The organism is Mycobacteriales bacterium, assembly GCA_040902655.1.
Classification (GTDB): domain Bacteria; phylum Actinomycetota; class Actinomycetes; order Mycobacteriales; family SCTD01; genus SCTD01.
In genome coordinates, this window is sequence record JBBDWV010000024.1 from 108,860 (window position 1) to 131,708 (window position 22,849).

Consider the following 22,849-nt stretch of genomic DNA (forward strand, 5'->3'; position numbering starts at 1 on the left):
GGAGGGTTGCCAGGCGGCTGACCTGACCAGTCAGGCGGGCACGAACAGACCCGTCGCGTACATCAGCAGGATGCCACCCGCGACCCCGCCCACCGCCAGCGGGTCGAGTGCGGCGTCGGCCCGGCGTCGTACGGCCGGCAGGACCTGCACGATGACCTGGACGATCGCGCCGACGCCGATGCCCAACAAGAACGCCGAGAGCTCGGCGTTGTTGATGGCCGCACCGATCAGTGCGCCCGGTACCGCTGGTCCGCCCGCGAGTAGCCCGAGCCCCAGCAGCCTCAGCCGCGAGGGCCGGTCGTCGGTCAACGGAGCGACCACGGCGATGCCCTCGGTCGTGTTGTGCAGCGCGAATCCGACCACCAGGGCTGCACCAAGGGCGAGCTCACCCACGGCGTACGCCGAGCCGATCGCCAGTCCCTCGCCAAGGTTGTGCAGCCCGATTCCCAACGCGATCATGAAGGCGAGCCGGAGGCCGGAGGTATCCCGGTAGGCCGTCTGACGCTGACTGCGCAGCCACCGATCGACCCCGTCGAGCAGCAGGAAGCCGAGCGCCGCCCCGACCACGACCAGTGCCGCGCCACCGAACGCGCCGCCGGCCGCCTCGGCGAGCTGGACGCCCTCGGCTGTCGCGTCGATCGCCAAGAAGGCCAGCAGTCCGACCGTCACCGCCAGCAGCAGGCGCACCACGGCACGACCCGTCCGGCGCAGCACCGGCAGAAGCAGCATGCCGAGCAGCACCGGCACGATGCCGACGTAGGTGCCCAGCAGCGCCATCAGCCCGAAGAACTCCGGCCCGGCGCGCGTGGTGGCCACGGCTACGTCGATGTTGTGCTCGACCACGGCGCCGCTGCTGGTCACCAGGGAGATCAGGTACGGCTGCCCGTCCTGCCACGGGTAGTTCAGCCGTAGCCTGTCACTCCGCAGGCGCTCGATCGGCTCGCTCGCACCCGTCGCGTCCACGTAGGCGTCGTTGACGAACACCTGGGCGATGTGCACCGGGTCCGGACCGGTGTTGCGCACGGTCACCTCGATGGTCCCGGGCGAAAGCACCGTGCGCTCGACGGCGAGCTCCTCGACCGGGGGGCCGCTGCGCTCGGGCAAGGTCGGGCCGGCTATCAGCGCGAGACCGGCCAGCGCCCCCCCGAGAACGAGGACAGCGGCCAGCCCGAGCAGCCACCCGGGCACGCGGGTGCGCGTGGCGACGGCCCTCATGGCTCCACCGCGAAGAAGCCCATCCAGCCCAGGTCTGCGAATTCGGTCTTGTGCGCGTGGAACATGAACATGCCTGGGCTCGGGAACCGCACCTCGCAGATCCCCCGCTGCCCCTGCCCCAGCACGACCGTGTCGGTGAACTCGCTGGACGACAGACGGGTGCCGGTCGGGTAGTAGTCGAAGAAGTTGCCGTGCAGGTGGAAGCTGTTGATCGGGTCGTACTCCAGGATGTTCACCAGGTAGATCCGGACGAGCTCCCCCCGCTTCACCCGTACCGGCTCGTCCATGTAGTGGAACGGGATGCCGTTCACGGCGTAGAGCTGGTTGCCCTCGCCGTCGAACGTGGTGTTGTAGCCGTGCATCACCATGATCATCTCGTCAGCCGCGGGTCGGCCCTGCTTCGGATCGATGATGAAGGTGCCGTACATGCCCCGGGCGATGTGCTCGGCCAGCGGGCCCACGTGGCAGTGATAGAGGTGGAGTCCGAACGGCTCGGCGTCGAACTCGTACGTCAACGTCCCGCCCGGCTCGATCACTCCGGGCCCGACACCTGGGACCCCGTCCACCTCCGCCGGGTGGATCCCGTGGAAGTGCATGGTGTGCGGATGCGCGGAGTCGTTGGTGAAGTGCACCCGTAGCCGGTCGCCCTCAGTGCAGCGCAGCGTCGGGCCCGGCACGCGTGAGTTGAACGTCCACGCGGGAAACCGCACCCCTGGAGCCACCTCGAGGTCCTCGTCGGCGGCGACCACCTCCCACTCCCGGAGCACTTGCCCATCGGGCATCAAGGACGTGGTGCCGTAGTCGAAGTCGCGCAACAGCTCGGTCGGGTGGAACCCGTTGGCCGCGTGGTCGACGGTGCCGCCGCGCCGGAACGTGGCACCGTTCACGCCACCTCCGTGCCCGCCGTGGGCAGCAGCTGCGCCGCGGTGCCCGTGTCCGGTGGTGGCCTCTGCGGCCGACGAATCCAGGAGCCTCGTGGCTCCGAGGGCCAGTCCTGCCGACCCCGCTGCTCCGCCGAGCAGGAACCCGCGACGTGAAGGGCGAACCTCGCCGGTCATCAGACTGCCCGTCCGTGCACGACCTGTACCAGGCCCGTACCGAGCGCGTGCCGCCGGCCGCCGACGCTGACCCACAGCGGCCCGCCGAACGGCGCCCACTCCAGGATCTCCAGCACCGTCCCCGGTCGAATGTCCCGCTCAGCCAGATGCCGAAGGACCCCGCAGTCGCGGTCGCTGACCCTTTCCACGAGGAAGAGTTGGCCGGGCACCGCGGACTGCAGCGGGCTGGCCCAGTCCTCGACGTGCTCCCCGGACCGCGGAGGGATCGGGTCTCCGTGCGGATCGTGCGTGGGATGCCCCAGCAGGAGGTCGATCCGCTCCTCGAGCCGGACGCTGATGGCGTGTTCCAGGACTTCGGCCTCGTCGTGCACCTCGTCCCACGGGACACCGAGCACCTCGTTCAGAAACGCCTCGAGCAATCGGTGGCGGCGCACGACCCCCAGCGCGTGCCGTCGCCCGTGCTGGGTCAGCTCCACCCCGTGACCAGGGGTGCGTCGGACCAGGCCAGACGCCTCCAGCCGCTTGATCATGGCAGACACCGTCGGTGCCGCCAACTCCATGCGCTGGGCGAGTGACGTCGTTGTCGCCACGCGAGCGTCTGTCGAGAGGTGGAAGACCGTCTTGAGGTAGTCCTCCACCGCCTCGCTGTGCCTCATGGCGCAGCACGCCTGCTGGCGACGGGGTGCGAGAGCGGCAGCCATGCCCCGGGACCTTAGACATGTCTAATGACCTCCGCAAGCCTCGTCTTGCGACCCGTCGCCGATGCAGCCGCACAGTCGCCCGTGCTCAGTGTGTGTCGAACACCTGCTGGAAGGCGGCGAGGTGGGCAGTGACGGCTTCCCTCTCCCGCGCCGTCGGTCGTAGCGGGTTTGCGGAAGGTGGCGTCGAACCGAACCGCAGCAGGCAGGCCATCAGCAGCATCCGAGCCTTGGTGGCTGTCAGGTTGGACCCCGCAAGCAGCATGCTGCCGGGGGCTGCCGGAACCATCCCCTCCGCGTTGCCCCTGCCAACGCACACGACAGGCATCCCGGAGAAGACGGCTGCCTGCAAGGCCGCTGTCATCGACTCGTCCGCCCGGCCGAAGGGCGAGTTCCCCTCCAGCACGAAACCAGCGAGTGGGAAACGCTTGAGGTTGCGGGCCACTCGCGATGCGATCTCCACCTCTTGAGCGGGGTCGTCGCTGTAGTCCTCCATCGCGTAACGGGCGTACTTCGACAGCGTCACCTTAGGGATCGCGCTGGCGAGAAGCCGGCCATCGCCGTCCTTGACCGGGACATCCACTAGAGAGATCTCCCCTCCTGCGGCCCGCACGCCAGTGACGGCACTGGGGAGCCGGCTGAGGTTCACAGCGGAGCGGTAGGTGTGGAGCCTGCTCGGTCGGAAGGTCAGCATCGGGTCGCCGGGGGCGCCGATGGTGGCGACGATGCCGCCATGACCGCCTGTGGCGACGTAACCTCCCGGGCGGGCGTCGGCCTTCTGCACGTCCCTGGCGGTGAAAACCTGCTCTTCCTGGACCATGACCGGCCCGATGCAGTCCCGCCCCTGGTCATCACTCCAGATGTTCGACCGGATGTAGGCGACGCTATCGACGATGTTCCGGTCGCCGTCGTTGGAGAGCGCCCCATGCGGACGCTGGGAGGAGTTGCCACACAGGGGAATCGTCGTGTCGATGAGCAGGCTCAGCCAGTAGGTCGTCTCCTCCGCGACCGGGCTGCCCTCCAGCCAGATCGCGCCGTCATAGGCCTGCGTTCGCAGGGTCTCCTGGACCACGTTGGTCAGCTTGGCCAGGGTGGGCATAGCGGGACCGTGAGCCAGGTGGCGGGGGCTGTAGTAGTAGAAGTCCTCCCCACGTTCCTCCGGCGGGATATCTCCCTCCCCCAGGTCGGTGCGCTCTGCCGCCGGGAGACCGCGTGTGTAGCCGCCCGACGGCGCAGCTCGGATGAAGGTGAAGTCAGCGTTGCGCGAGAGCAGCCGGTTCTGCCCGGTGTCGTCCAGTCCGAAGCGGTCGATCTCCTCGAGAAGGCGTGACGCGTCGGGGAAGAAGGTCTGCCTGGCCCGGGCCGCATTGGCGCCAGGCTGACTGCATGAGCCGTCCCAGGCGCTGCCGTCAGCCTGTCGTGCCATGTACGGCAAGAGGTAGAGGCCGTCGCTGGGAGACAGCACCGCCTCGTGCACGGGCACGTCCTCCGGCGACTGCTGCTCGCGGTGGAAGGTCCCCGCACCGTCCACCCAGCCGTCCGGCGGGGCGTACAGCTCGGCCGCGTCACGCTCCAGCGGGTGAGCGCTGAAGGCCTCGATGTAGACCGTGACCGGAGCGGCGAGCCGCTGAGCGCGCAGGCCGTCGAAGCCGGCGCCCTTCAACGGGAGCCCGCGTCGGCTACGGGCCTGGTCACTGGTGATCAGCGGTTCGGTGTTCTGGATCGTGGCGGTAGCGCCGGAGAACACTGCGATGCGCAGCCGGTCGGGGAGGTACGGAGGTGGCGTTGCTGCGTCGTCACGTGTCAAAGGAGCTCCTCAAGGTGAGCGGCCGGTTTGGCCGCAGATCGAGCTGAACCGGGACCCCGCCCCTGAGACAGGAGGTTGGGCTGGAGGCAGAAGGACACGTGTCGTGCACCGACTCAACCCGCACCGGTGGCGACCGGGACGACGGCTTCGGTACCCAGGCTCAGGTGACGCGGCCGGGCGAAGAACGACACTGCCAAGAAGCCGAGGATGAGCACGGCGGCAGGAAGCAGCAGGGGCTGTCCCATCGCTGGGGAGAAGCCCTCGTGTAGGCCTGCTGGGAGCTGCCCGGCTGCTGCTCTGCTCGGCGCCGCGTGGAGCACACCGGTCAGCTCCGCTGTGAGCCGTGCCTGCATGACCACCGCCATCGACGCGCTTCCGAGCACGGAACCGACCAGCCGCGTGGTGTTGTAGACAGCGGCTCCGGCCCCTGCGTGGTGCATCGGCAGGTTGCGTGTCGCGGTCGTGCTCAGCGGCGACCAGACGAAGGCGTTCGCCACCCCGAGCAAGGAGATGGGCAACAGCAGCTCCCAGACTGCCGAGCCGGGCGTCATGACGCGCTCAGCCACCGGTCGGGAAGCAGAGCCGACCGAAACCCGCGATGGATCTCGGGTGCGCCCGGTCGACGAGCTTGCCCACGAACGGCGCCAGCACGCTTGAGACAAGGCCATCGGCATGAGCAGCAGCGCAGCGTCGACGGGCGGCAAGCCCAGGACAGACTGCGCGTTTCGCCGTCGGGTGTGCGCGCGCCTTCACGTGGCAGCCTCTGAGGCGTAGCCTGCGGCGGAGGTCAACCCCGCGGGCCGCTGATCGACTTGATGTTGAGGTACGCCGCGAGGCTGGCGTCGCCGCCGACTCCGCTGTCCTTGTAGCCGTACAAGGGAATCCGCTCCGACCGCTGCTCCCCGTTGATCAGGACGCTGCCGGTCTCCATGCGACGCGCGATGTCCTTCGCACGGTCCAGGTCCCGACTGAAGACGCTGCCGCCCAGTCCGTAGGACGAATCGTTGGCCAGTCGCACGGCGTCATCGTCGTTGTCGTACGGAACGATCACGAGCAAGGGACCGAAGACCTCCTCGCGGAAGATGCGCATCTCGGGGGTGACGTCGATGAACACGGTGGGCTCGACGTAGAACCCGACCGGCAGGTGCGCAGGTCGGCCCCCTCCCAGCAGCAAGCGCGCTCCCTCGTCTAGCCCTGACTGAATGTAGCCCTCGACACGGGCTCGTTGAGCGGCTGATACGAGCGGGCCGAATTCACTCCTCGGGTCCATCGGGTCGCCCACCGCCGCACGACCGATCGTCTCGAGCACGACGTCCACGACCTCCTCGACGTTGTTCCGATATATGAGGATCCGGGTGCACGAGTAGCAGACCTGTCCTGTGTTGGGCAGGCAGGTTCCGATGAGCGAACGCGCGAACACGTCGAGCGGAGCGTCGTCGAGCAGCACGGCTGCCGACTTGCCACCGAGCTCAGCCGTGACCGGCTTGAGCATCTGGCCGCAGCTGGCAGCCACCGCCCGACCCGCGGCGGTGGACCCGGTGAAGGACACCTTGTCGATCCCGGGGTCCCCGACCACGTGCTGACCGGTTCCGCGCCCTCCCGTCACGACGTTGACTACTCCAGGCGGAACTCCCACCTCGTTCAGCATCTCGGACAGCAGGAAGGCGTCCATGGACGTCTCCGGCGACGGCTTCCACACCACGGTGCAGCCGGCGAGCAGGGCAGGTGCCAGCTTCTGGGCCGCAAGCGTCTGCGGTGCGTTCCAGGGAACGATAGCGCCCACGACACCCATCGGCTCCCGGCGCACGATCGCGCTGGAGCCGCTCCCCGTGTCGACCACGCTCTCCCAAGGAAAGGACCGGGACAGCTCACCGTGATACCGGTAGATGTCTATCGGCCGGGCGGCGTTGGACTGCCTCGAGCGGGAGATCACGGTTCCGTTGTGCCGGCTCACCAGGGCGGCCATGTCGTCCCTGCGGCCGTCGAAGACCCCCGCCAGGGCCGTCAGGTAGGCACCTCTTCGCTCTGGAGTCGTGTTCCTCCACTCCGGCAGTGCGTCACGTGCGGCGCCGACTGCTCGCGCCACGTCGGCGGCATTGCTGTCGACGACGCTGCCGATCTGCTCCTCGGTAGCCGGGTTGATGAGCCGCACGATCTCTGCCGAGCTCGCAGAGACGTACTCGCCGCCGATAAAGAGTTTCGGTGAGTCATTCATCAGTGTCCCTCTACGCTGCTTCAGCTGATCACAGGTCACGCCGCCCGAGCGCCGGCGTGGGCTACCCAAGAGGCCCCGGGACGCGCACAGCGATCACCGCGGGCGTGCCGGTGCGGATCTGCTCCAGGCCGCGTTCCAAGGCCGGCACCAGCTGGGCCAGCGTCGTCACTTCCTCCCCGTAGCTGTTCGCGGCCTCGGCCAGCTTCGCGAAGTTCGGAGGCGGCTCGAAGGAGCCCCCGTCGTAGTTGCCGCTGGAGACGGCGTAGCCCTTCGGGTAGGTGGCCCGCAGGCTCGTCGTGCCAGTGCTGTACGTCCCGTTCACGAAGACGACGGACAGATAGGGGGCGCGGTGATGAGCGGCGCTCCACAGCGCAAGCAGCGGGTTACCGAACATGAAGTAGCCGTCGCCGGAGGCGTGAATGACGTCCTGATCGGGGGCAGCCAGCTTCACTCCGAGGGAGGCACCTCCGCCCCATCCCCCTGACGTGCTGCCGCTGCGGAAGTAGGTGTTGTCCTGGCTGCGCCGCGAGTAGGTGTGGACGTAGCCGCCGTTGCTCAACCCGTCGTTGAGGACGATCGCGTCGTCTCGGAGCAGCCGCCCCAGCTCGTACGCGACCACGCGCCCCGTCAGCTGCCCCTTCTGAATGTCCGACACCGCCAGTGCGTCATCGTGCTGGTCGATCTGGCGCTTACGCTCCTTCAGCCCGGCTCGGCGCTCGGCGATCCGCTCCCGACGCCCCGGCGTGAGCATCTCCCTCGCAGCGTCGTGGACGGCTTTTGCCACGGAAGCGACCGAAGCGGTCAGCCAGAGGTCGGCGCGCTGCTCCACCGTCTTGTAACGCGACAGAACCGGGTCGCTCGAGACCCACGCGACGCTGGCGTCACCACGAGGCGCGGTGAGTCCCGGTGCGAAGGGAACGATGGCGTCCATGACGAGGACGACATCTGCGTCGGCCAAGGACGGTCCTGTCCCGTACGCCCAGTGTGTGGCCGGAAAGTTCATCCTGTCGGCGCGGTCGCCGTCTGTGACCGGTATCGCCAAAAGCTCGGCAAGCCGGAGGAGCTCATGATGGGCATCCGGCTCCCGACCGGACCTCTCCGTGCAGATCAGGGGATGGCGGGAGTCGACCAGCCAACGCGCGATCTCTTCAGCGTCGCCAGGCGCCGGCCAGGCCGGCCGCGCGACCCCTAGCTGGTCTCTGGTGGGGAAGCTGGCCGTGCCCCCGGTGCGAATCATGGCTGTCTCACGAGGGATCGCCAGGTAGACGGGCCCGGAGGGACCGCTCATCGCGACCTGGAGCAGGCGGCTGACCATCAGCCCGGGGTTGTCCTGATGCTCCATCCGGTGGTCCATCTTCGTGAACTGCCGCACGATCTCCCCCTGGTCACGCGGCTCCTGCACCCACTGCACGTCATGGTTGCGCCCTCCCGGCATGGAGCCGGGAAAGGCCCGTGGGCCGGTGCCTGCGGTCATCAGCACCGGGTAGTCGCCCCGCCATGCCGTGTGAATCCCGGCGCCCTGGTGGAGGGTGCCGGCATCGACGTGGACCGCGGTCGCCGCCGGCTGGCGCCGGAACATCGCGTTCCCCAGCGCTGCGTTGAGAGCGACGCTCTCGTGCGGGACGGTGATGAGCCGAGGAGCCGGCGTTCCCTTGGCGTGCGCCTTGGCCACGGCTTCTTGGTAGAAGTTCAGCTCCGAGCCCGACACGAAGAAGATGTTGTCTACGCCGCCGAGCTTCATGGCCGCGACGATCGCGTCGCCCCACTCGTCGGCTTCTATGCGTGTCCACCAGGCTTCTGAACTCATCGACGCTTCTTTCGGAGAGGGTCGTGCGCCGTCTGCTGATCCGCGTGCGTCGCGCGGTTCTGAGAATACATCTATCATTCAGCGATACGGAGAACTATCCTGGCGACGTGACATGAGCCTGAGCCGTCCCTCGGCACGTCCACCTCTGAGACAGGTGTCAGCATCCGCTTCCCGGACGACGCCAGCGGGGCATCCCGGGAGGGCGTTCCGATGTCCCGATGTTGCCGCGGCCAGCAAATCGATCGGTAGAAGAGACCGATGCCGAGCCCACCAGGACGGCGAGGAACATGAAGACCCCGCCCGCGCCTGCAGCCGAGGCGAGGAGCCCCGCCGCGCCGGGAAGTAGAACCTGCCCCAGCCTCGTCGCGCCGATCCTCAGACTGAGTGCTGTTGCGCGGGAGTGCGGCTCGACGAGACCGGCTACCAACGACATGGTCAAGGGTTGGCCAAGACCCAGGACGAAACCGACCGCGAGTATCAGGAGCAGTAGCGGGACAGCCGACTCTGCAAAAGAAAGGGCCGCAAAGGCGGCCGCGGTGCTCACCATGCTCAGCAGCAACAGCCGACGGCGGCCGATGAGCGCGGACAACCGGGCGACCATGAGTCGCGAGACGAGAGACGCGAAGGCGCGAGCAGCCATCCGATTGTCGAGGGGGATATTCCCTCCTCCTCACCGTAGAACGGCAGGAAGATAGTGAGGAGATCGACCGCTACCAGAAGCGCGAGACTCGCGACCATCGCCGCCGGCATGCCGCGGCAGGAGAGGATCAACCATACGCCGTCGCGCCTCTCCTCGTGCTGCCCGTCCACGTGATCGTCCGGGTGCGAGCACCCGAAGCAGCAGGAGAACGCCGAGAGCGGCGAGAACGACAGCCGAGAACAACCCGGATGACGGGCCACCGGGCTGCCACGCCTCGGTGGTGTACACGGCCACGGGCGGCCCGATGAACTGGCCGGCGGAAACCGCGACCGTGAACCACCCGAAGACGCGGTCATGCTGGTGCTCCGAAGCCCGTCTGGCGAGCAGCCCCTGAACGGCAACGATGGTCGCCAGCATGCCCAGCCCCAGGACGACATTTGACAGCGCCAGGCCGGCGAGACCGGAGGATTGCCACAGGCCGAGCGCCCCCAGAGCCTGCGTGACTGCGCCAAGGCGGAGGAAGAAGCGGGCACGGGTACCGTCCACGCCCCGACCGATCGGGACGGCGAACAACAAGGGGACGACGGCGAAGCTTGATGCCAGCAGCCCGATCTGAAAGCCGCTGGCTTCCAGCTCGAGAGGCCGGTGCGTCGTCATCGGTCGCGCGGCGAAGATCACGGCGTGCGTGATCGTGGAGGCGCCAGCAGCTGGAGCAGCCACCTGTTGGCGGAGCTTGTCATCGCCACATGCGGTGGCTCCCTCACTGTTGCGTCGTGGTGGCCTCACCGTGGTGGAGCCCAGGAAGGAACGTGCGCCCACGCGACGTGCGGCCTGCGAAGGAGCTTCGTGGAAAGATGATCAGTCCGCGCGAGCCTTCAGCACCTGGTGTGCCAGCGTCTCCGCGGCAAGTCCGGAGGACCCCCCCATGAGAGGGGGACGTGGGACTGGGGGCTCCTCCCCCCGAGAGAGCATGTCCACGATGAGGGCAACCCGTAGATCCTCCAGGTCGTCCATCGCCTCGATGACCGTAGCGGCTTCCACATGGCAGCCCGGGAGCTCGGGATAGGCCGCGCTGCGAACCCAGACGCCGTTGTCGTCCACCGTGGAAGAGAAGACAGCCACGTAGGGGACGGCGAGGTAGCGAGCAACAGTCTGTGTATCCAGCTCGGGCCGGCCGTTGCTGCCGCCGAAAGACGCGCCTTGCATGCTGCTCACTCTCCAGGTCTCCAGGGATCCACCGTCACGTGGATGCTGTTGTGGTCGGTTTCTCCGCCCGTGGCTCGGATCGCACGGTCGACATCCTCGAGGCCGAAGATGTGGCTGCACATGTCCTCGAGGGGGTACCTGCCGGAAGCGATGGTGGCGATCGCCCATTTCACCGAGGCGTAGCTGTGTCCTCGTACGCCCCTGATGGACGCCGACTTCCACTGCATCGCCTTCAAGGGCAGCCCGTCCACGCTGCCCGCCGCCGTCGAGATCAGGACGTTCCCTCGCTGCGCCACCATCGACAGCGCCGGAGCGAGTGTCGCGGTGTCTCCCAGGGCGGTGTCGATCACGAGGTCCGTCGATGCAGCGGCCTTGAGTTCTTCCAGAACTGGCTGGTTGACCGGATCTTGCGTGTTGATGGTGAGATCGGCTCCCAGCCGACGGGCCATCTCGAGCCGAAGAGCGTCTCGTTCAAGACCCAGCACCGTGATGTGCTTGGCGCCGGAGATCTTCGCTGCCAAGACGCAAGCAAGACCCTGCTGACCAGGGCCGATCACCACCACAGACTTGTCGGGCCCAGCTGCACCCTCGACGTAGGCCCACTCATAGCCGTTGGAGATCGGCAGCGCCAGCGCCAGCTGTTCGGCCGGGACGCCCTCTGGAACCTTGTGGAGCACCGTGTTCGGGTGCAGGTAGAGGTACTGGCTGTAACCACCCCACAAGGAGGGCGCGACAGAGATCGGAGTGCTCCCGTACCGGGTGCCCCCGCTTCGCGAATCGGTGGCGGCGCAGAAGCGGAAGTCGGTCGTGCGGCATCGGTCGCACCGCCCGCAAGGGAGGTATTCCTCCACGGCGACGCGGTCGCCCTCCTGGACACCCCACCGCTGCGCGGCATCGGGTCCGATGTCGACGATACGGCCGACGTTCTCGTGGCCCAGCACACGAGGTGGGGCGTCCCGTGCATAGGAGCCGACGTCCGTGCCGCAGACGCCGGCTGCCTCGACGCGCAGCACCCCGGAGTCACGCTCTGCACGCGGCATCGGGAACTCTCGGAGCTCGCTGCTGCCCGGTGAGACAGCGACACTGGCAAGTACTGCGCCCATCGTCTCGCCCTTTCCTTCGGTTCTGGCTAGTCGCTGGCTTGCACTGGTTCGAGCAGGGATCTGGCCGATGCACGACTGGCGACCATGCGTCGGTACCGGCCGAGCAGCGACGGCCGGTTCACGCACAGGCCGCCCATGATGCGGTCGCCTTCTACGTACAAGGCGGCAAACTTCCGGTCTGCAGGGGTACCGTCCACGATGTGCGCGTCTCCCCGCGGGCGGCCGACGAATTGAAGCTTTGCGTCGTACTGGTCGGACCAGAAGTACGGTACCGATTCATAGGGAGCGGCCTCGCCGGGTCCGGCGAGCAGGCTCCTCGCGACGGCATCCGCCTGCTCCACGGCGTTACTCCAGTGCTCCACGCGCATGACCTCGCCGAATAGGGGGTTGAGCCACCTCGCCACGTCACCCGCCGCCGCGACGCCGTTCGCACCCACTGCGAGGCACGTCTGGTCCAGGAGGACACCGTTGCTGATGTCGAGGCCACTGCCTTTCAGCCATCCGACCTCCGGTGCCGCGCCCACAGCGACGATGACGATGTCAGCCGCCACGGCGCTGCCGTCGGCCATCAGCAGCGTCTCGTCATGGATCTCCGTGACCGCGGCGTTGGTCTTCAACGTCGTCCCGTGATCGTGGTGCATGCCCACGAGCTCGCTGGCCATGGCCGTGCCGAGCACTGGCTCCATCGGGAAGGCCGCGGCTTCGATGAGTGTCACGTCGAGACCCAGTTGCCGGCAGCTCGCCGCCACCTCGCAGCCGATGAAGCCGCCGCCCACCACGGCAACACGTGGACGCTGACTCAGCGCCGCTCTCAGCCGAAGGCTGTCCTCTGTCGTCCGCAACACGAAGACCCTGTCGGAGTCACCCGTCAGCGCTCGCGGCTGTCGGGGCGTGGCACCGGTGGCGATGACCAGGCCGTCGAAGCTGAGCCTGTCCCCGTTGTGCAGGACGACCTCTCGGCTGCCGAGGTCCAGCTCCACAGCTCGGTGGTTGAGCACGAGTTCGGCGTTCAGGTCAGGCTGCACGCGAAGGCGGAAGCCCTCGATCGATTCACCGAGCAGGACGGCCTTGGACAGAGGCGGACGGTCGTACGGTGGGAAGTGCTCTTCGGCTCCCACGAGGACGATCTCGCCGTCGAACCCCTCCCGCCGCAGAGCCTCGACCGAGCGGACGCCGGCCAGGGAAGCGCCGACCACCACGATCCGGCGGATGTCGTTGCTCAGGTCAGGCGACATTCACGTCGCCGAGATGTCGCCGTCGAGGCGCAGAGCGTCCACGGGACAGCGGCGTACGGCTTCCTCGACAGCGGGCCGCATGGCCTCGGGCGGATCGTCCATCAGCAGGTGAACCACGGCGTCATCACCCACGGTGAACACCTCGGGCGCCGACTCTTCGCACTGCCCGTGACCCTGACACCGCGGTAGATCAACGTGGATCTTCAAGAGTTCGTCCCCACGTCGGTGGATACCTGGTAGTCGTCGTAGAGGTGCTGCGACGCCTGCCTGGCCTTATGGGTCGCCTCCACCCAAGACGTCTCCTTCGGCAGGACCGCAGTCGTCGAGCGGACCCGGTGCGAGCGGGCATCCAAGCCAGCCGGCGGGATCTGGGAGTCGGCGAGAGCCCTCGCCTCGGCGAGCAGACGCTTGCGAGCGGCGATAATCCCGGCGTCAGCGCTGCCGAGGTTCTCCTGCTCGCGGTCGACGATCGGTCCCATGCTCTCCTGCATCGCGACGTCCTGCATGGCGATGCCGGCAATCCCGCTCATCGAGACGCCTGCCTTCTGCAGCGGCCGGCTCACCAGGTAGTCGTTGTCCGGCGTCTGCACCGGATCGAAGGAGCCGGGGAGCATCTCGGCGTGAATGTGGCCGCCACCGCGGTAGTAATCAGACTCGTACTTGTGCAGGGGCCGCTCCGGGACGTAGCTGATGCTCCACGCCCAGCAGGACTCGTCATCGATGGGCACCCAGGCGTGGGCTGCGATCGGCTCTTCCTCATCGCGGGGGACGATGGTGTACCAAGGCATCAGCCACTGGGTGATACGCCAGTAGTACTCACCGTCCTGCGTCTCCCGACGCGCGCCCATCAGCAAGCCGTAGTCCGTCGGCTCGATGTAGAACTTCGGTGCGCCTGTGGACAGGTGCTTGCGTCCACCGTGGTTCTGGTGGGTCCACCACGGGCTCCACAGAGGGGCGTCGGAGTGCAGGAAGGACACGTGACTGGAGTCGAGGCCGCCCTCCATCGCCTGTGCGTACGAGCTCTTCTGCCGTCGCTTCGAGACGAAGCGATGGGACTCCGGCAGCAGCGCCCACTCGAGTTGGGGCAGCTCCGGCTCGGCGTCAGCGGAACCCATGTAGACCCAGACGATCCCACCCAGCTCGCGCGCGGGGTAGGAGGTCAGCTTGATGTGCTCCTTGAACCGACTGGTGGACGGCTCGTTCGGCATGTCCAAGCACTTGCCATTGATGTCGTACTTCCACCCGTGATAGGAGCAGCGAAGGCCCACACTTCCATCCGGGGATTTCTCGCCCTCGTTTCGCCCGAAGTACAGCGAGGCCCGGCGGTGGGCACAGAACTCCTGGAGAACGCCGATCTCGCCGTTGTGGTTTCGGAACGCGACCAGGCGCTCCCCCATGAGCGTGACCCGCACGGGCGGAGAGCCTGGATCCGGCATCTCCTCCGACAACAGCGTTGGCGCCCAGTAGCGCCGCATCATCTCGCCCATCGGGGTTCCGGGGCCGACCTGCGTAAGCAGGCCGCTATCTGCGCTCGAAAGCATGACGCGTCTCCTCTGTGGTCCTTTGTGCGTGACTCCGATGAGCTAAGGCCTAGCATCACAGTGCGATAGTCTGATAATCACGGCTTGCTGCGTACGGTACCAGCAGCAGTCAACCCGTCACTGGAGTCATCCGAACCCACCACAGCAGGAGCGCCCGAAATGCCAGTTGCTGAGACGTCACGCCCCGCGGGTTCGGACAGCGCTCGACGTATCCTCGACATCCTCTTTTCCTTCACGGAAGACGCCCCGAGGCGCAACGTCAAGGAGCTGTCCAAACTTCTTGACATCCCGGTTCCCTCCATGCACCGGTATGTAGCCCTGCTTCGTGACATGGGAGTGCTCGCCGACACCACGAAGGGGACCTACCAGCTGACGCCACGGGTGCTGCTGCTGAGCCGGGCGGCCAGCCGGGCCAACACGATTCTTGAAGCCGCTCGGCCGTATCTGGCCGGCCTCGCTGCCGATCTAGACGAGACCGTGCTGCTCGTCCAGCTGATCGGCAGCAATCCGGTCTGTGCCGATCGGTATGAGTCGTCACGACTCCTGCGCTTGTCGTTTCAGCCCGGCCAGTCACTGCCCAGGCTTCGGGGGGCCAGCGTCAAGGTGTTGCTGGGCTCGCTGCCGCCCGCGGAGCGAGAAGCCTACCTACGGCGCGCCGGTGCATCGGAGCATCCGCCCGGATCAGGTGCCGATTGGGAGAAGGAGCTGCGCTTGGCGGGCGAACGGGGCTGGGCGGTGAGCAGAGAGGAAGCGGAGGAGGGGGTCTGGGCAGCAGCAGCCGCGATCACCGAGAGGAACCGCGTGGTCGGCACGGTCACGGTTCCGTGCCCGGCCTTCCGGCTCACGGAGTCGGCGCAGGAAGAGATTCTGGAGCAGGTGAAGAAGACCGCCGCGCACGTCTCCAAGGAGCTTGAAGGAAGAACGTTCCTCTACCAGCCGGGCGGATGAGGTCCTCCGCCACATCCGCCCCGGCCGTGTGCGCTGTGCAAGCAGCTTCACCAGCCAGATGGTCAGATCAGACTGAGTCGAGACCGAGGAGCTTCGTGATGTTCCCACGGAAAATGGCGTCCTGATCGGCTTCTGACAGCCCGATCTCCTGGAGGTTACGGATGGTGGCCCGGATGTAGCCGGGCCCCTTCTCCGGGTCGTAGGGACTGTCCGAGGCGAACAGAACATGGTCAACGCCGTAGAAGTCGATCGAACACCGCAGCGCATGTGCGGCCCCGAACATCGCCGTGTCGGCGTACATCATCTTGAAGTAGTCGAGGTGGGGCTTCGAGAGGGGATAGCCCTGCACGTCCTCCCGCTGCGACTCAGGAGTCCTCGCTCCCAACTGGTCCCATCCCGGCCCCACGCGTCCGGAGAAGTGCGGCACCATGCTCCCACCGTGATGGATCAGCATCTTCAGTTCCGGGTTCCGCTCCAGCACGCCGGAAAAGACAATCCGCGCCATGAAAGCCGAGAGATCGTACTCCCAGCCGAAGGTCCACCAGATCTCGAACTTCGAGCGCTCTTCTGTCGGATAGTCCGCCCATGCCGAACTCCGGCACGGGTGGACCTGCAGGAGCTTCCCGTGTTCGGCGACACGGGCGTAGAACGGATCGAACTTGGCTGCGTCCATCGCACCGCCGTGGACGTGTGTGTAGATCTGCGCCCCCAGGGCGCCCAGCTCCTCCACGGCGTAGTCGAGCTCACGCACGGCCGCGTCGGGATCGTCCATCGGAACACATGCCGTGAAGCCTGCGAAGCGGTCGGGATGCTTCGCCACGAGCTCCGCCATCGCCTCGTTCCCGATCCGAGACATCTCCTTGGAAATGGCGGGTGAACCCAAGTCCTCGACCGGCGGGGCCGCGATGTTGATGATCTGACGGTACTCGCCGAACTCGTCCATCTGCTGGAACCGGACGTCCATGTCGACAAGAGAAGGAATGTTGGACACGCGCTTGCGCAGGTTGGCGGCGTGCGTCGACGTGTTCAACTCGAAGAACCGGTCGTAATAGGGGCGAGGCATGATGTGGCAGAAAGCGTCGATTTTCATCGCTGCTCCTTCTCTTCGGGGATACCTGGGATTTCTTGACGGCCCTATGTCCGCACCGTTGCGGTTGACCGGTCTCGTCACAGAGGCAGAGGCCACGGCACCTTCGTGACCACGCTGCGACTGGCAGCGGCCGCTCGTGGCGAGCGCACCGAACGGTTCTTTGCGCTTGCAGAACAGCTAGGGCGTCGGCCATCGTCACCCAGCGATAATCACCCTATCACTATTGACTGCCCTGCGGACCGCCGGGTCAACCTGCGGTACAGGCTGGAGAAGCTTGACCCGGGGCCGCCTGGCTATGGGCCGCGAAGGCTGCTGGCGTGTTCGATCGTGTCAGGCGGGTTCTCCCGAGACCCCTCCGAGGCAGCCGGCTCGAGGTCCCTCGCGTCCTTCTCCGGCTGCCCGTTCCGACGCGTCCCCCGGCCAAAGCGCCACCAGAGGACGGTGACCCCCAGCAGGACAGCTCCGGCAAAGGCAGACTTGATGCCGTGGACGAGGAAGAGAAGCCCGGCAACGGCCACCAGCGCCCTTTCCACAGCATCCATCCGCCAGAAGAAGTAGCCCTGGAACCCAGCGGAGAGCAGCACGACAGCGATCATGGCGAACGCGACGCCGAGCACGATCTCGCCACCGGGCGCTCCGCCGTTGAGGATCAGGGCTGGGTTGAGCGCGAAGGCGACCGGGACGAAGAACACGCCCGCACCCAGGAGCATCGCTTCGCCGCCAGTGCGCCAGATCTTCCCCCCGCTGATTGCACAAGCAACGAAGACGGCGTTGCAGACCGGAGGGGTGAGGAACGACGCCAAGCCCCAATAGATGACGTACAGGTGTGCCTGGACTGGCGTCAGGCCCGCCATCACGAGGGCTGGCGCCGTCAGCACGACGAGCGTCAGGTACAGCGGGACCATGTCCAGGCCCATTCCGAGGATGAGGCTCGCGATCCCCACCAACAGCAGCGCGAGGTAGATGTTGCCGCCACTGAGGTCACTGATGAAGGAGGCGACCTTCACGCCGAGCCCGGACAGGGTCAAGGTCCCGAGGAGCATGCCCACAGAAGCGGTGACGGCACCGACGATCGTCCAGCTCCGGGTGGCGCCTACCAGCGAATGCCAGACGACAAGAGGGGTCAGCCACTGGCTGCGGTCCCGCGTGAGGAAGGACGAGAACAGAACAGCCCCGATCGCGCCCACGCCCGCAAGCTCGGGCGGGAGCCCCTTGACCAACAGGAGGTAGATCAGCACGCCCAGCGGGACGAGATGCCGCCAGCCGCTCGTGAACGCCGTACGAAAGGCCGGTATCTCGTGAGCAGGCAGACCGACCAGGTTGAGCCGGCGTGCGCGGAAATGCACCGAGAACATCAGGATGGAGAAGTACATCACGGCTGGAATGAGGGCCGCCGCGATAACATAGGAGTACGGCAGGCCCAGGAAGTCCGCCATGATGAAGGCGACGGCGCCCATGACCGGCGGAAGGATCATGCCGCCGGTGGAAGCGGCGGCCTCCACTGCACCAGCCGAGCTCGGCGTGAACCCGGTCCGCATCATCATCGGAATCGTCATGGGGCCGGACGTGCCGACGTTGCCCGACGGCGAGCCGCTGATCATCCCGAAGGCCGCACTGCTGACGACGGCGGCCTTGGCCGGTCCACCACTGGTACGTCCGGAAACGGAGGTGGCGACATCCATCAGCCACTGACCGCCGCCGGCCCTCTGCAGCAGCTGCCCAAAGATGAGGAAGACGATGATGATGGTCGTGGCGATCCCGAACGGGACCCCGAAGATGCCGTTTCCGCCGACGTAGATGGCGTATGTCAATCGCTCCAGGGAGAAGCCGCCGCCACGCAGCGCGCCCGGTAAGTGCTGCTGCCAGTACGTGGCCGACATGATGAGCACGATGAAGACCGGCAGCACCCAGCCGATCATCCGTACGAGGCACGCCAGCAACGACGCAGCGAGAGCCAGGGCCAACAATACGCCCACGGTGTCGAGGTAGCCGTAAACGCTGTACTGGACTATGCGGTCGTCGTAGTGCAGCGCCACGTACCCGGCCCCGATGATGCCCGCTACACCCAAGGGGATGACGTGCCAGGCCACCCGAGCCCGATCCTCGCCATCCCGGAAGACCAGACCGAGATAGATGATCGTGATGAGGATCGTGAGGCTGGCAGCCCGGTAGAGGGAAGTGTCCAGGGGTATTTCGAGCAGAACCGGCAGGCCACTGACGACAAAGAGGCTGAACAAGCCGTACAGTCCGGCGAGCAGATTCGCCAGCGACTTCGCAGGGTGCATGTGTTCCTTCTCAGCGTCTACGGCCTGGGGAGGATTTCTTTGCGGTCACTGGCCACGGACACGCGCATGTACAGGCTCTGCTAGCTCGCGGCGACCTGCTACAGCAGCGAGTCCTGCTGCTCCTGCAGTTCCTTGCTCCAGGAGCCGGTCTCCTCGAAGTACCGCACTGCGCCCGGGTGGAAGGGCACCGTCAGCTCACGGTCCAGGGTGTTCTCGACGTTCCAGAACTTGCCGTTCGGCACGTCACTGGCGAGGCTGTCGTTGTTCTCGAAGAGTGCCTTGGTCATCTCGTAGACCGACTCCTCCGACAGGTCGGCCTTGACGGCGAGGTAGGTCGCGGCAGACACCGTCACCACGTCGTCCGGCTGACGGTCGCCGTAAGTGCCGGCCGGAATCGTGGCCGCCGAGAAGGCGGCGCCCATCTCCTCCAGCATCGCGTCGATTTCCTCCGACATGTCGACCCAACGAACGTCCGTGTTCTGTGCGAGTTCTTTGAAGTTCGGGGCGCCGGTCGAACCAGGCAGCACCACGCCAGCCACGGTCCCTTGCTTGAGTGCGTCAAGGGCCTCATCTGTGTCGGAGGTCGCGATGATTTTCACGGAGTCTGGGTCCACGCCGTAGGCGTTCAACATGGCCGTCGTGAACTTCTCGACGGAGCTGAGAGCGGGACGCTCTCCGACGATGCGCTTGCCTTCCAGGTCAGCCGGCGTCTCGACTCCAGAGTCCTTCCGGACGATCAACTGGGTGTTCGAGCCGAATCCGGCGGCCATCACCCGTACGTCGAGTGCGTCTTCGAAGGAGCCCTCGCCCTTGAATCCTTCGGTCAAGGCCTCTGAGCTGGTCATGCCGAGGTCGGCGTGTCCCTCACCCATAGCCCGAACAGTGGCATCCGAGCCACCCACGGACTGCACAGAGACATCTACCGCCGTGTTGTCCGAAAGAATCTTACTCATGGCGACTGCCGTCGTGTAGTAGGCGCTGCCCACGGAAGACGTCCCGAAGACCACCGAGCTTCTTTCGGTGGAACCGCCAGCGGCGTCGTCGGCCGAGCCGGAGTCTCCGCCCCCGCAGCCAGATAGGGCGATCAAACTCATCGCCATGAGCCCCGCCAGCAAGCCAGTCGACCGGAGGGGGGAACGAGGCACGCGCTGCAACACGAGAGAAACAGGCTTCACGGTAGATCCTCTGCTCAGAATGGACGTGTGGAACCGGCTGCGACCTGTGGCATAGGCGGGTTCAAGAGCGATAGAGTCAGCAACGAGAACCTGCACAACGCAATCGATGGCTGCCGGCCGTTGCTGTCTGCCGGGTGCGCTGCCTCTCGTCCAAGCAGGTCGACGCGGCTGGCTGGCTCCTTTCCGGGACCCATGAATGCCTCTCCCGTAGGAGTGCCACGTGTCAGTGCTGGGCCTGCTGTGCGTCAGTCTCCAGGTTCGGTCCGGCACCTCTTCCTCGACCTCGATATCACCCGTCGATTACCTGAATATCACTCATCTGCTGAGAGTGTCAACGGTCACAGCCGGTGAACTACACGTGAGATCGCGTGACTCATGCTGCCCTTGGTCGTCGTGCACGGCCGTCCTTTGCCACTGTCCGGGCGTACGAGCAGGACCACTTGTTTCTTGCTGGCGCGCTCGGGCCTCGGCGAACTGCTCCTCGACGATGGCCGCGATTGTGGGGTCGCGGGGCTGCATGACGCCCCAGGTGAAGGCGCCCGTCCGCGCCGGTACGGCGCCGTTCGCAGTAGGACTTGGCTGACAGCCTGGCTGCCATTGCCGCCAGGCGTACCCGGCGCGCTCCGAACTTCCGCGTGTACCTGCAGGTCAAACGGCATGTAGGGGGTGGTCAGGGACGGGATCGAACCGCCGACCCCACGCTTTTCAGAGCCGCAGGCGGGTGTTTGTAGAAGACCGCTGACGTCCATAACCGCAGGTCAGCGCCATGATCATGTGCGAGGCCGTTCGCCGGAAAGTGCAGAAATCCGCGCAGTTGGCTGCCAACTTGGCTGCCAGGCTGAAGCCTGTCCCGGGCTGTCCCGGGCTGTCCCGGGCTGTCCCGGGCTGCCCCGGTGGCTTCACGCCCGGTGCAGTTCCTCGCGCGCCACGCGACGAGCGATGCTCTCCACGTCCGCCGTGGTGAGCTGCTCAGGGGGCTCCTGGACTGCCTGCCGCAACAGCCGGCGAACCAGCGCCGAGGTCGGGACGTGGGCCTCTGCGGCCTGCCGCCGCAGCTGCGCGTCGAGCTCACGGTCGATGCGCAGGTGCAGGGGCACATCGAGCGCCGCCGCCTTCTCCGTGCCCTCGGCCTGGGCTGCCTCGGCCTCTTCCTGCGCAACCTCTGCCCGGATCGCACGGTGGCGTACCCGGCGTGCTCCTCGGGCACCGTCGGTGGTCTCAGTCATTCCGCGACTCCTTGCTGTCGAGGTAGTGCCGCAGATCGGCACCGCGGGCTATCCACGCCGTGACACCGGAACCGTCGTACGGGTCGACGATCACCGTGAGCACGGCCCCGGCGCTCGACGAATGTCCAATCAGCCGCGTGTACCCGGCGCGGCTCTTCGGGTCAGGTTGGTGGACGAGACCGTCCGGGTCCGCCGCCGCTTCCAGCGTCCAAGCCGGCTCCAGGTCGACGGCGCCGGGGTAGCGGGCAGAGCGAGTCCGGATGTGCTCGGCGTCCTCACTGTCCCACCAGAGGCTGTCGGCCACGACTCAATGTAGCGCGTTGGCACACGCCCGTCTGCAGGTCGTCCACCTCGGAGCCGGTGAGGCCTCGGGCTGCCCCGATCGGCCGTGACACACCGACTTACCAAATGGCGCAGAACCGCGCTTCTGCATCGTTCGCGAGGAGCACCTATCCGTCGTGGCGCTCTTCTTTAGCCGCCGCTCCTCGCCGGCGGCGCTTGTGACGACGGTCGATGATGGCCACTGTTCCAAGCAGCACAAGGCACACGCCACCGACGTAGAAGGGAACCTCTACTCAGGCGGGCAGATTCTGTGCCCTCACCAACACGACGCCGAGCACTCCGGCTAAGCCGAGAGCCAGCAACCAACCCCGTTCGCCACGCGTCATCGGGTCGAGCCGACCGCGCTCGACCTGAGCGTCGAGGCCCTTGAACCTGAGGACCGTGAAGCCTACGAATGCCATAACGGCGACGGGCCCGACAACGACAGCCGGTACTAGCCCGGTCGCCGCTGACGCGATAGCGACCCCCAGCACAGCCAGCAGCGCAAGCGCGTAGCCGAGGTGTCGCCACTCCTTGCGGTCCAGGTTGCGCAACGCCCTCTCGCGGGCTTCGTCGCTTTTGCTCATGAGCCGACGCTAGTTCCAGCTCTGGCTCGATGAGCTGTAACCGCGCTTCTCGCCGGACGCTGGTGCCGCGCTGTCCGCCGCAGTTGGTGCGTGCGGCAGGGCAGCAGGTCGAGGTACTTCTTGCGGCAGGGCATGGCGTGGATGACCAGTTCGGCACCGTCCTCGAAGATCAGCACGACGGTCTCCAGCAAGCGTGCAGCGGTGTCGAAGCCGAGCCGTAACTCGCGGTGCGGTGGGCCGTCGTCGTCGTCAAGAGGTTCGATCCACAGCGGATACTCGGCAGCCTGGACGGCGTCGGGTTGCGAGACACCGTGCTTGAGGGCGCTCGGGTGGACCCTCACGCAGTCAGCTGCGCCAGCGCCGCCCGGATGGCCTCTGATCGGCTCAAGTGGTTCTTCGCGGCTAGGGCGTCGAGGGCGTCGAGCTCGTCGGCGGTCAGCCGCACGGCCACGACCTGCATCGGTGCGGCGCCACGACCGGGCCGTCCGCGACCACGGCGCTTGAGCGCGTCTGCGTCGTAGCCGGCGTCGGCCTCGTCGGCCCACGCCTGGATCTGCTGCTCGCTCACCATTGGGAAATCGTATGACGAAAAACCGGGGGAATGGCTAGAGCCAGTCTGTACCGGCACAAGAGCTGGGTCCGTGACCCGAGCAGAAGACCGGTTCTGCTCGTCCGGGGGGGGGGGGGGGGGG

Annotated in this window: 21 protein-coding genes and 1 pseudogene; 1 reads left to right on the forward strand and 21 read right to left on the reverse strand. The window is 66.7% G+C overall.

Annotation, left to right across the window (positions count from 1 at the left end):
• Positions 1-30: 30 nt before the first annotated feature.
• The 13 genes from WD794_07095 to WD794_07155 all read right to left on the reverse strand — a co-directional run bounded on the left by WD794_07095 (position 31) and on the right by WD794_07155 (position 14,525).
• On the reverse strand, positions 31-1,215 hold the full coding sequence (locus WD794_07095; GenBank protein MEX2290073.1) for a ZIP family metal transporter: 1,185 nt from the start codon (positions 1,213-1,215) through the stop codon (positions 31-33).
• A complete protein-coding gene (locus WD794_07100) occupies positions 1,212-2,273 on the reverse strand; it encodes a multicopper oxidase domain-containing protein (protein MEX2290074.1) in 1,062 nt (353 codons plus the stop codon). The genes WD794_07095 and WD794_07100 overlap by 4 nt, the downstream gene beginning before the upstream one ends.
• Positions 2,273-2,929: a metal-dependent transcriptional regulator gene (locus WD794_07105; protein MEX2290075.1), complete on the reverse strand. Its 657-nt coding sequence runs from the start codon at positions 2,927-2,929 to the stop codon at positions 2,273-2,275. Before WD794_07105 ends, WD794_07100 begins: the two co-directional genes overlap by 1 nt.
• Positions 2,930-3,059: 130 nt before the next feature.
• Positions 3,060-4,778, reverse strand: a complete 1,719-nt coding sequence (locus WD794_07110; GenBank protein MEX2290076.1) for an asparaginase domain-containing protein — start codon at positions 4,776-4,778, stop codon at positions 3,060-3,062.
• A 113-nt stretch (positions 4,779-4,891) separates the two neighbouring features.
• The gene (locus WD794_07115) at positions 4,892-5,344 is read right to left on the reverse strand and encodes a hypothetical protein (GenBank protein MEX2290077.1); all 453 of its coding nucleotides are present in this window, start codon (positions 5,342-5,344) and stop codon (positions 4,892-4,894) included.
• Positions 5,345-5,565: 221 nt separating this feature from the next.
• Complete coding sequence (locus WD794_07120; GenBank protein MEX2290078.1) at positions 5,566-6,993, reverse strand: aldehyde dehydrogenase family protein; 1,428 nt, start codon at positions 6,991-6,993, stop codon at positions 5,566-5,568.
• A 61-nt stretch (positions 6,994-7,054) separates the two neighbouring features.
• Positions 7,055-8,800 (reverse strand): thiamine pyrophosphate-requiring protein, encoded by a 1,746-nt coding sequence (locus WD794_07125; protein MEX2290079.1) that lies wholly within the window; start codon positions 8,798-8,800, stop codon positions 7,055-7,057.
• Positions 8,801-9,470: 670 nt separating this feature from the next.
• The gene (locus WD794_07130; GenBank protein ID MEX2290080.1) at positions 9,471-10,118 is read right to left on the reverse strand and encodes an MFS transporter; all 648 of its coding nucleotides are present in this window, start codon (positions 10,116-10,118) and stop codon (positions 9,471-9,473) included.
• Positions 10,119-10,298: 180 nt separating this feature from the next.
• Positions 10,299-10,646 (reverse strand): type II toxin-antitoxin system HicB family antitoxin, encoded by a 348-nt coding sequence (locus WD794_07135; GenBank protein ID MEX2290081.1) that lies wholly within the window; start codon positions 10,644-10,646, stop codon positions 10,299-10,301.
• 5 nt (positions 10,647-10,651) lie between these two features.
• Positions 10,652-11,659 (reverse strand): zinc-binding dehydrogenase, encoded by a 1,008-nt coding sequence (locus tag WD794_07140; GenBank protein MEX2290082.1) that lies wholly within the window; start codon positions 11,657-11,659, stop codon positions 10,652-10,654.
• Between the two features lie 116 nt (positions 11,660-11,775).
• Complete coding sequence (locus tag WD794_07145; GenBank protein ID MEX2290083.1) at positions 11,776-12,984, reverse strand: FAD-dependent oxidoreductase; 1,209 nt, start codon at positions 12,982-12,984, stop codon at positions 11,776-11,778.
• Positions 12,985-13,191, reverse strand: coding sequence for a ferredoxin (locus tag WD794_07150; protein MEX2290084.1), 207 nt, complete (start codon positions 13,189-13,191; stop codon positions 12,985-12,987).
• Positions 13,188-14,525: a Rieske 2Fe-2S domain-containing protein gene (locus WD794_07155; protein MEX2290085.1), complete on the reverse strand. Its 1,338-nt coding sequence runs from the start codon at positions 14,523-14,525 to the stop codon at positions 13,188-13,190. Before WD794_07155 ends, WD794_07150 begins: the two co-directional genes overlap by 4 nt.
• A gap of 159 nt (positions 14,526-14,684) precedes the next feature.
• Here WD794_07155 and WD794_07160 point away from each other — a divergent pair, with 159 nt between their 5' ends.
• Entirely contained in the window at positions 14,685-15,473 is a 789-nt protein-coding gene (locus WD794_07160) for an IclR family transcriptional regulator (protein MEX2290086.1), read from the forward strand.
• Positions 15,474-15,540: 67 nt separating this feature from the next.
• Here WD794_07160 and WD794_07165 read toward each other — a convergent pair whose 3' ends face one another.
• The 8 genes and pseudogenes from WD794_07165 to WD794_07200 form a co-directional block, all read right to left on the reverse strand.
• Positions 15,541-16,563, reverse strand: coding sequence for an amidohydrolase family protein (locus WD794_07165; GenBank protein MEX2290087.1), 1,023 nt, complete (start codon positions 16,561-16,563; stop codon positions 15,541-15,543).
• A gap of 293 nt (positions 16,564-16,856) precedes the next feature.
• Entirely contained in the window at positions 16,857-18,848 is a 1,992-nt protein-coding gene (locus WD794_07170) for a TRAP transporter fused permease subunit (GenBank protein ID MEX2290088.1), read from the reverse strand.
• A 98-nt stretch (positions 18,849-18,946) separates the two neighbouring features.
• Positions 18,947-20,023, reverse strand: coding sequence for a TAXI family TRAP transporter solute-binding subunit (locus WD794_07175; protein MEX2290089.1), 1,077 nt, complete (start codon positions 20,021-20,023; stop codon positions 18,947-18,949).
• Between the two features lie 899 nt (positions 20,024-20,922).
• The gene (locus WD794_07180) at positions 20,923-21,249 is read right to left on the reverse strand and encodes a ribbon-helix-helix protein, CopG family (GenBank protein MEX2290090.1); all 327 of its coding nucleotides are present in this window, start codon (positions 21,247-21,249) and stop codon (positions 20,923-20,925) included.
• Positions 21,242-21,553 (reverse strand): transposase, encoded by a 312-nt coding sequence (locus WD794_07185; GenBank protein MEX2290091.1) that lies wholly within the window; start codon positions 21,551-21,553, stop codon positions 21,242-21,244. The genes WD794_07180 and WD794_07185 overlap by 8 nt, the downstream gene beginning before the upstream one ends.
• A 271-nt stretch (positions 21,554-21,824) precedes the next feature.
• On the reverse strand, positions 21,825-22,157 hold the full coding sequence (locus WD794_07190) for a hypothetical protein (GenBank protein MEX2290092.1): 333 nt from the start codon (positions 22,155-22,157) through the stop codon (positions 21,825-21,827).
• 101 nt (positions 22,158-22,258) lie between these two features.
• Positions 22,259-22,498 (reverse strand): annotated as a pseudogene (locus tag WD794_07195) (hypothetical protein).
• On the reverse strand, positions 22,495-22,728 hold the full coding sequence (locus tag WD794_07200) for a ribbon-helix-helix domain-containing protein (GenBank protein MEX2290093.1): 234 nt from the start codon (positions 22,726-22,728) through the stop codon (positions 22,495-22,497). The pseudogene WD794_07195 and the gene WD794_07200 overlap by 4 nt, the downstream one beginning before the upstream one ends.
• Positions 22,729-22,849 lie beyond the last annotated feature (121 nt).

Excerpts from the sequence above, each read along its gene's own strand:
- WD794_07095 (MEX2290073.1), bottom strand. The coding sequence starts at position 1,215 with ATGAGGGCCGTCGCCACGCGCACCCGCGTGCCCGGGTGGCTGCTCGGG.
- WD794_07100 (MEX2290074.1), bottom strand. The coding sequence starts at position 2,273 with ATGACCGGCGAGGTTCGCCCTTCACGTCGCGGGTTCCTGCTCGGCGGA.
- WD794_07105 (MEX2290075.1), bottom strand. The coding sequence starts at position 2,929 with ATGAGGCACAGCGAGGCGGTGGAGGACTACCTCAAGACGGTCTTCCAC.
- WD794_07120 (MEX2290078.1), bottom strand. The coding sequence starts at position 6,993 with ATGAATGACTCACCGAAACTCTTTATCGGCGGCGAGTACGTCTCTGCG.
- WD794_07125 (MEX2290079.1), bottom strand. The coding sequence starts at position 8,800 with ATGAGTTCAGAAGCCTGGTGGACACGCATAGAAGCCGACGAGTGGGGC.
- WD794_07135 (MEX2290081.1), bottom strand. The coding sequence starts at position 10,646 with ATGCAAGGCGCGTCTTTCGGCGGCAGCAACGGCCGGCCCGAGCTGGAT.
- WD794_07145 (MEX2290083.1), bottom strand. The coding sequence starts at position 12,984 with ATGTCGCCTGACCTGAGCAACGACATCCGCCGGATCGTGGTGGTCGGC.
- WD794_07155 (MEX2290085.1), bottom strand. The coding sequence starts at position 14,525 with ATGCTTTCGAGCGCAGATAGCGGCCTGCTTACGCAGGTCGGCCCCGGA.
- WD794_07160 (MEX2290086.1), top strand. The coding sequence starts at position 14,685 with ATGCCAGTTGCTGAGACGTCACGCCCCGCGGGTTCGGACAGCGCTCGA.
- WD794_07165 (MEX2290087.1), bottom strand. The coding sequence starts at position 16,563 with ATGAAAATCGACGCTTTCTGCCACATCATGCCTCGCCCCTATTACGAC.
- WD794_07170 (MEX2290088.1), bottom strand. The coding sequence starts at position 18,848 with ATGCACCCTGCGAAGTCGCTGGCGAATCTGCTCGCCGGACTGTACGGC.
- WD794_07180 (MEX2290090.1), bottom strand. The coding sequence starts at position 21,249 with ATGACTGAGACCACCGACGGTGCCCGAGGAGCACGCCGGGTACGCCAC.
- WD794_07190 (MEX2290092.1), bottom strand. The coding sequence starts at position 22,157 with ATGAGCAAAAGCGACGAAGCCCGCGAGAGGGCGTTGCGCAACCTGGAC.
- WD794_07200 (MEX2290093.1), bottom strand. The coding sequence starts at position 22,728 with ATGGTGAGCGAGCAGCAGATCCAGGCGTGGGCCGACGAGGCCGACGCC.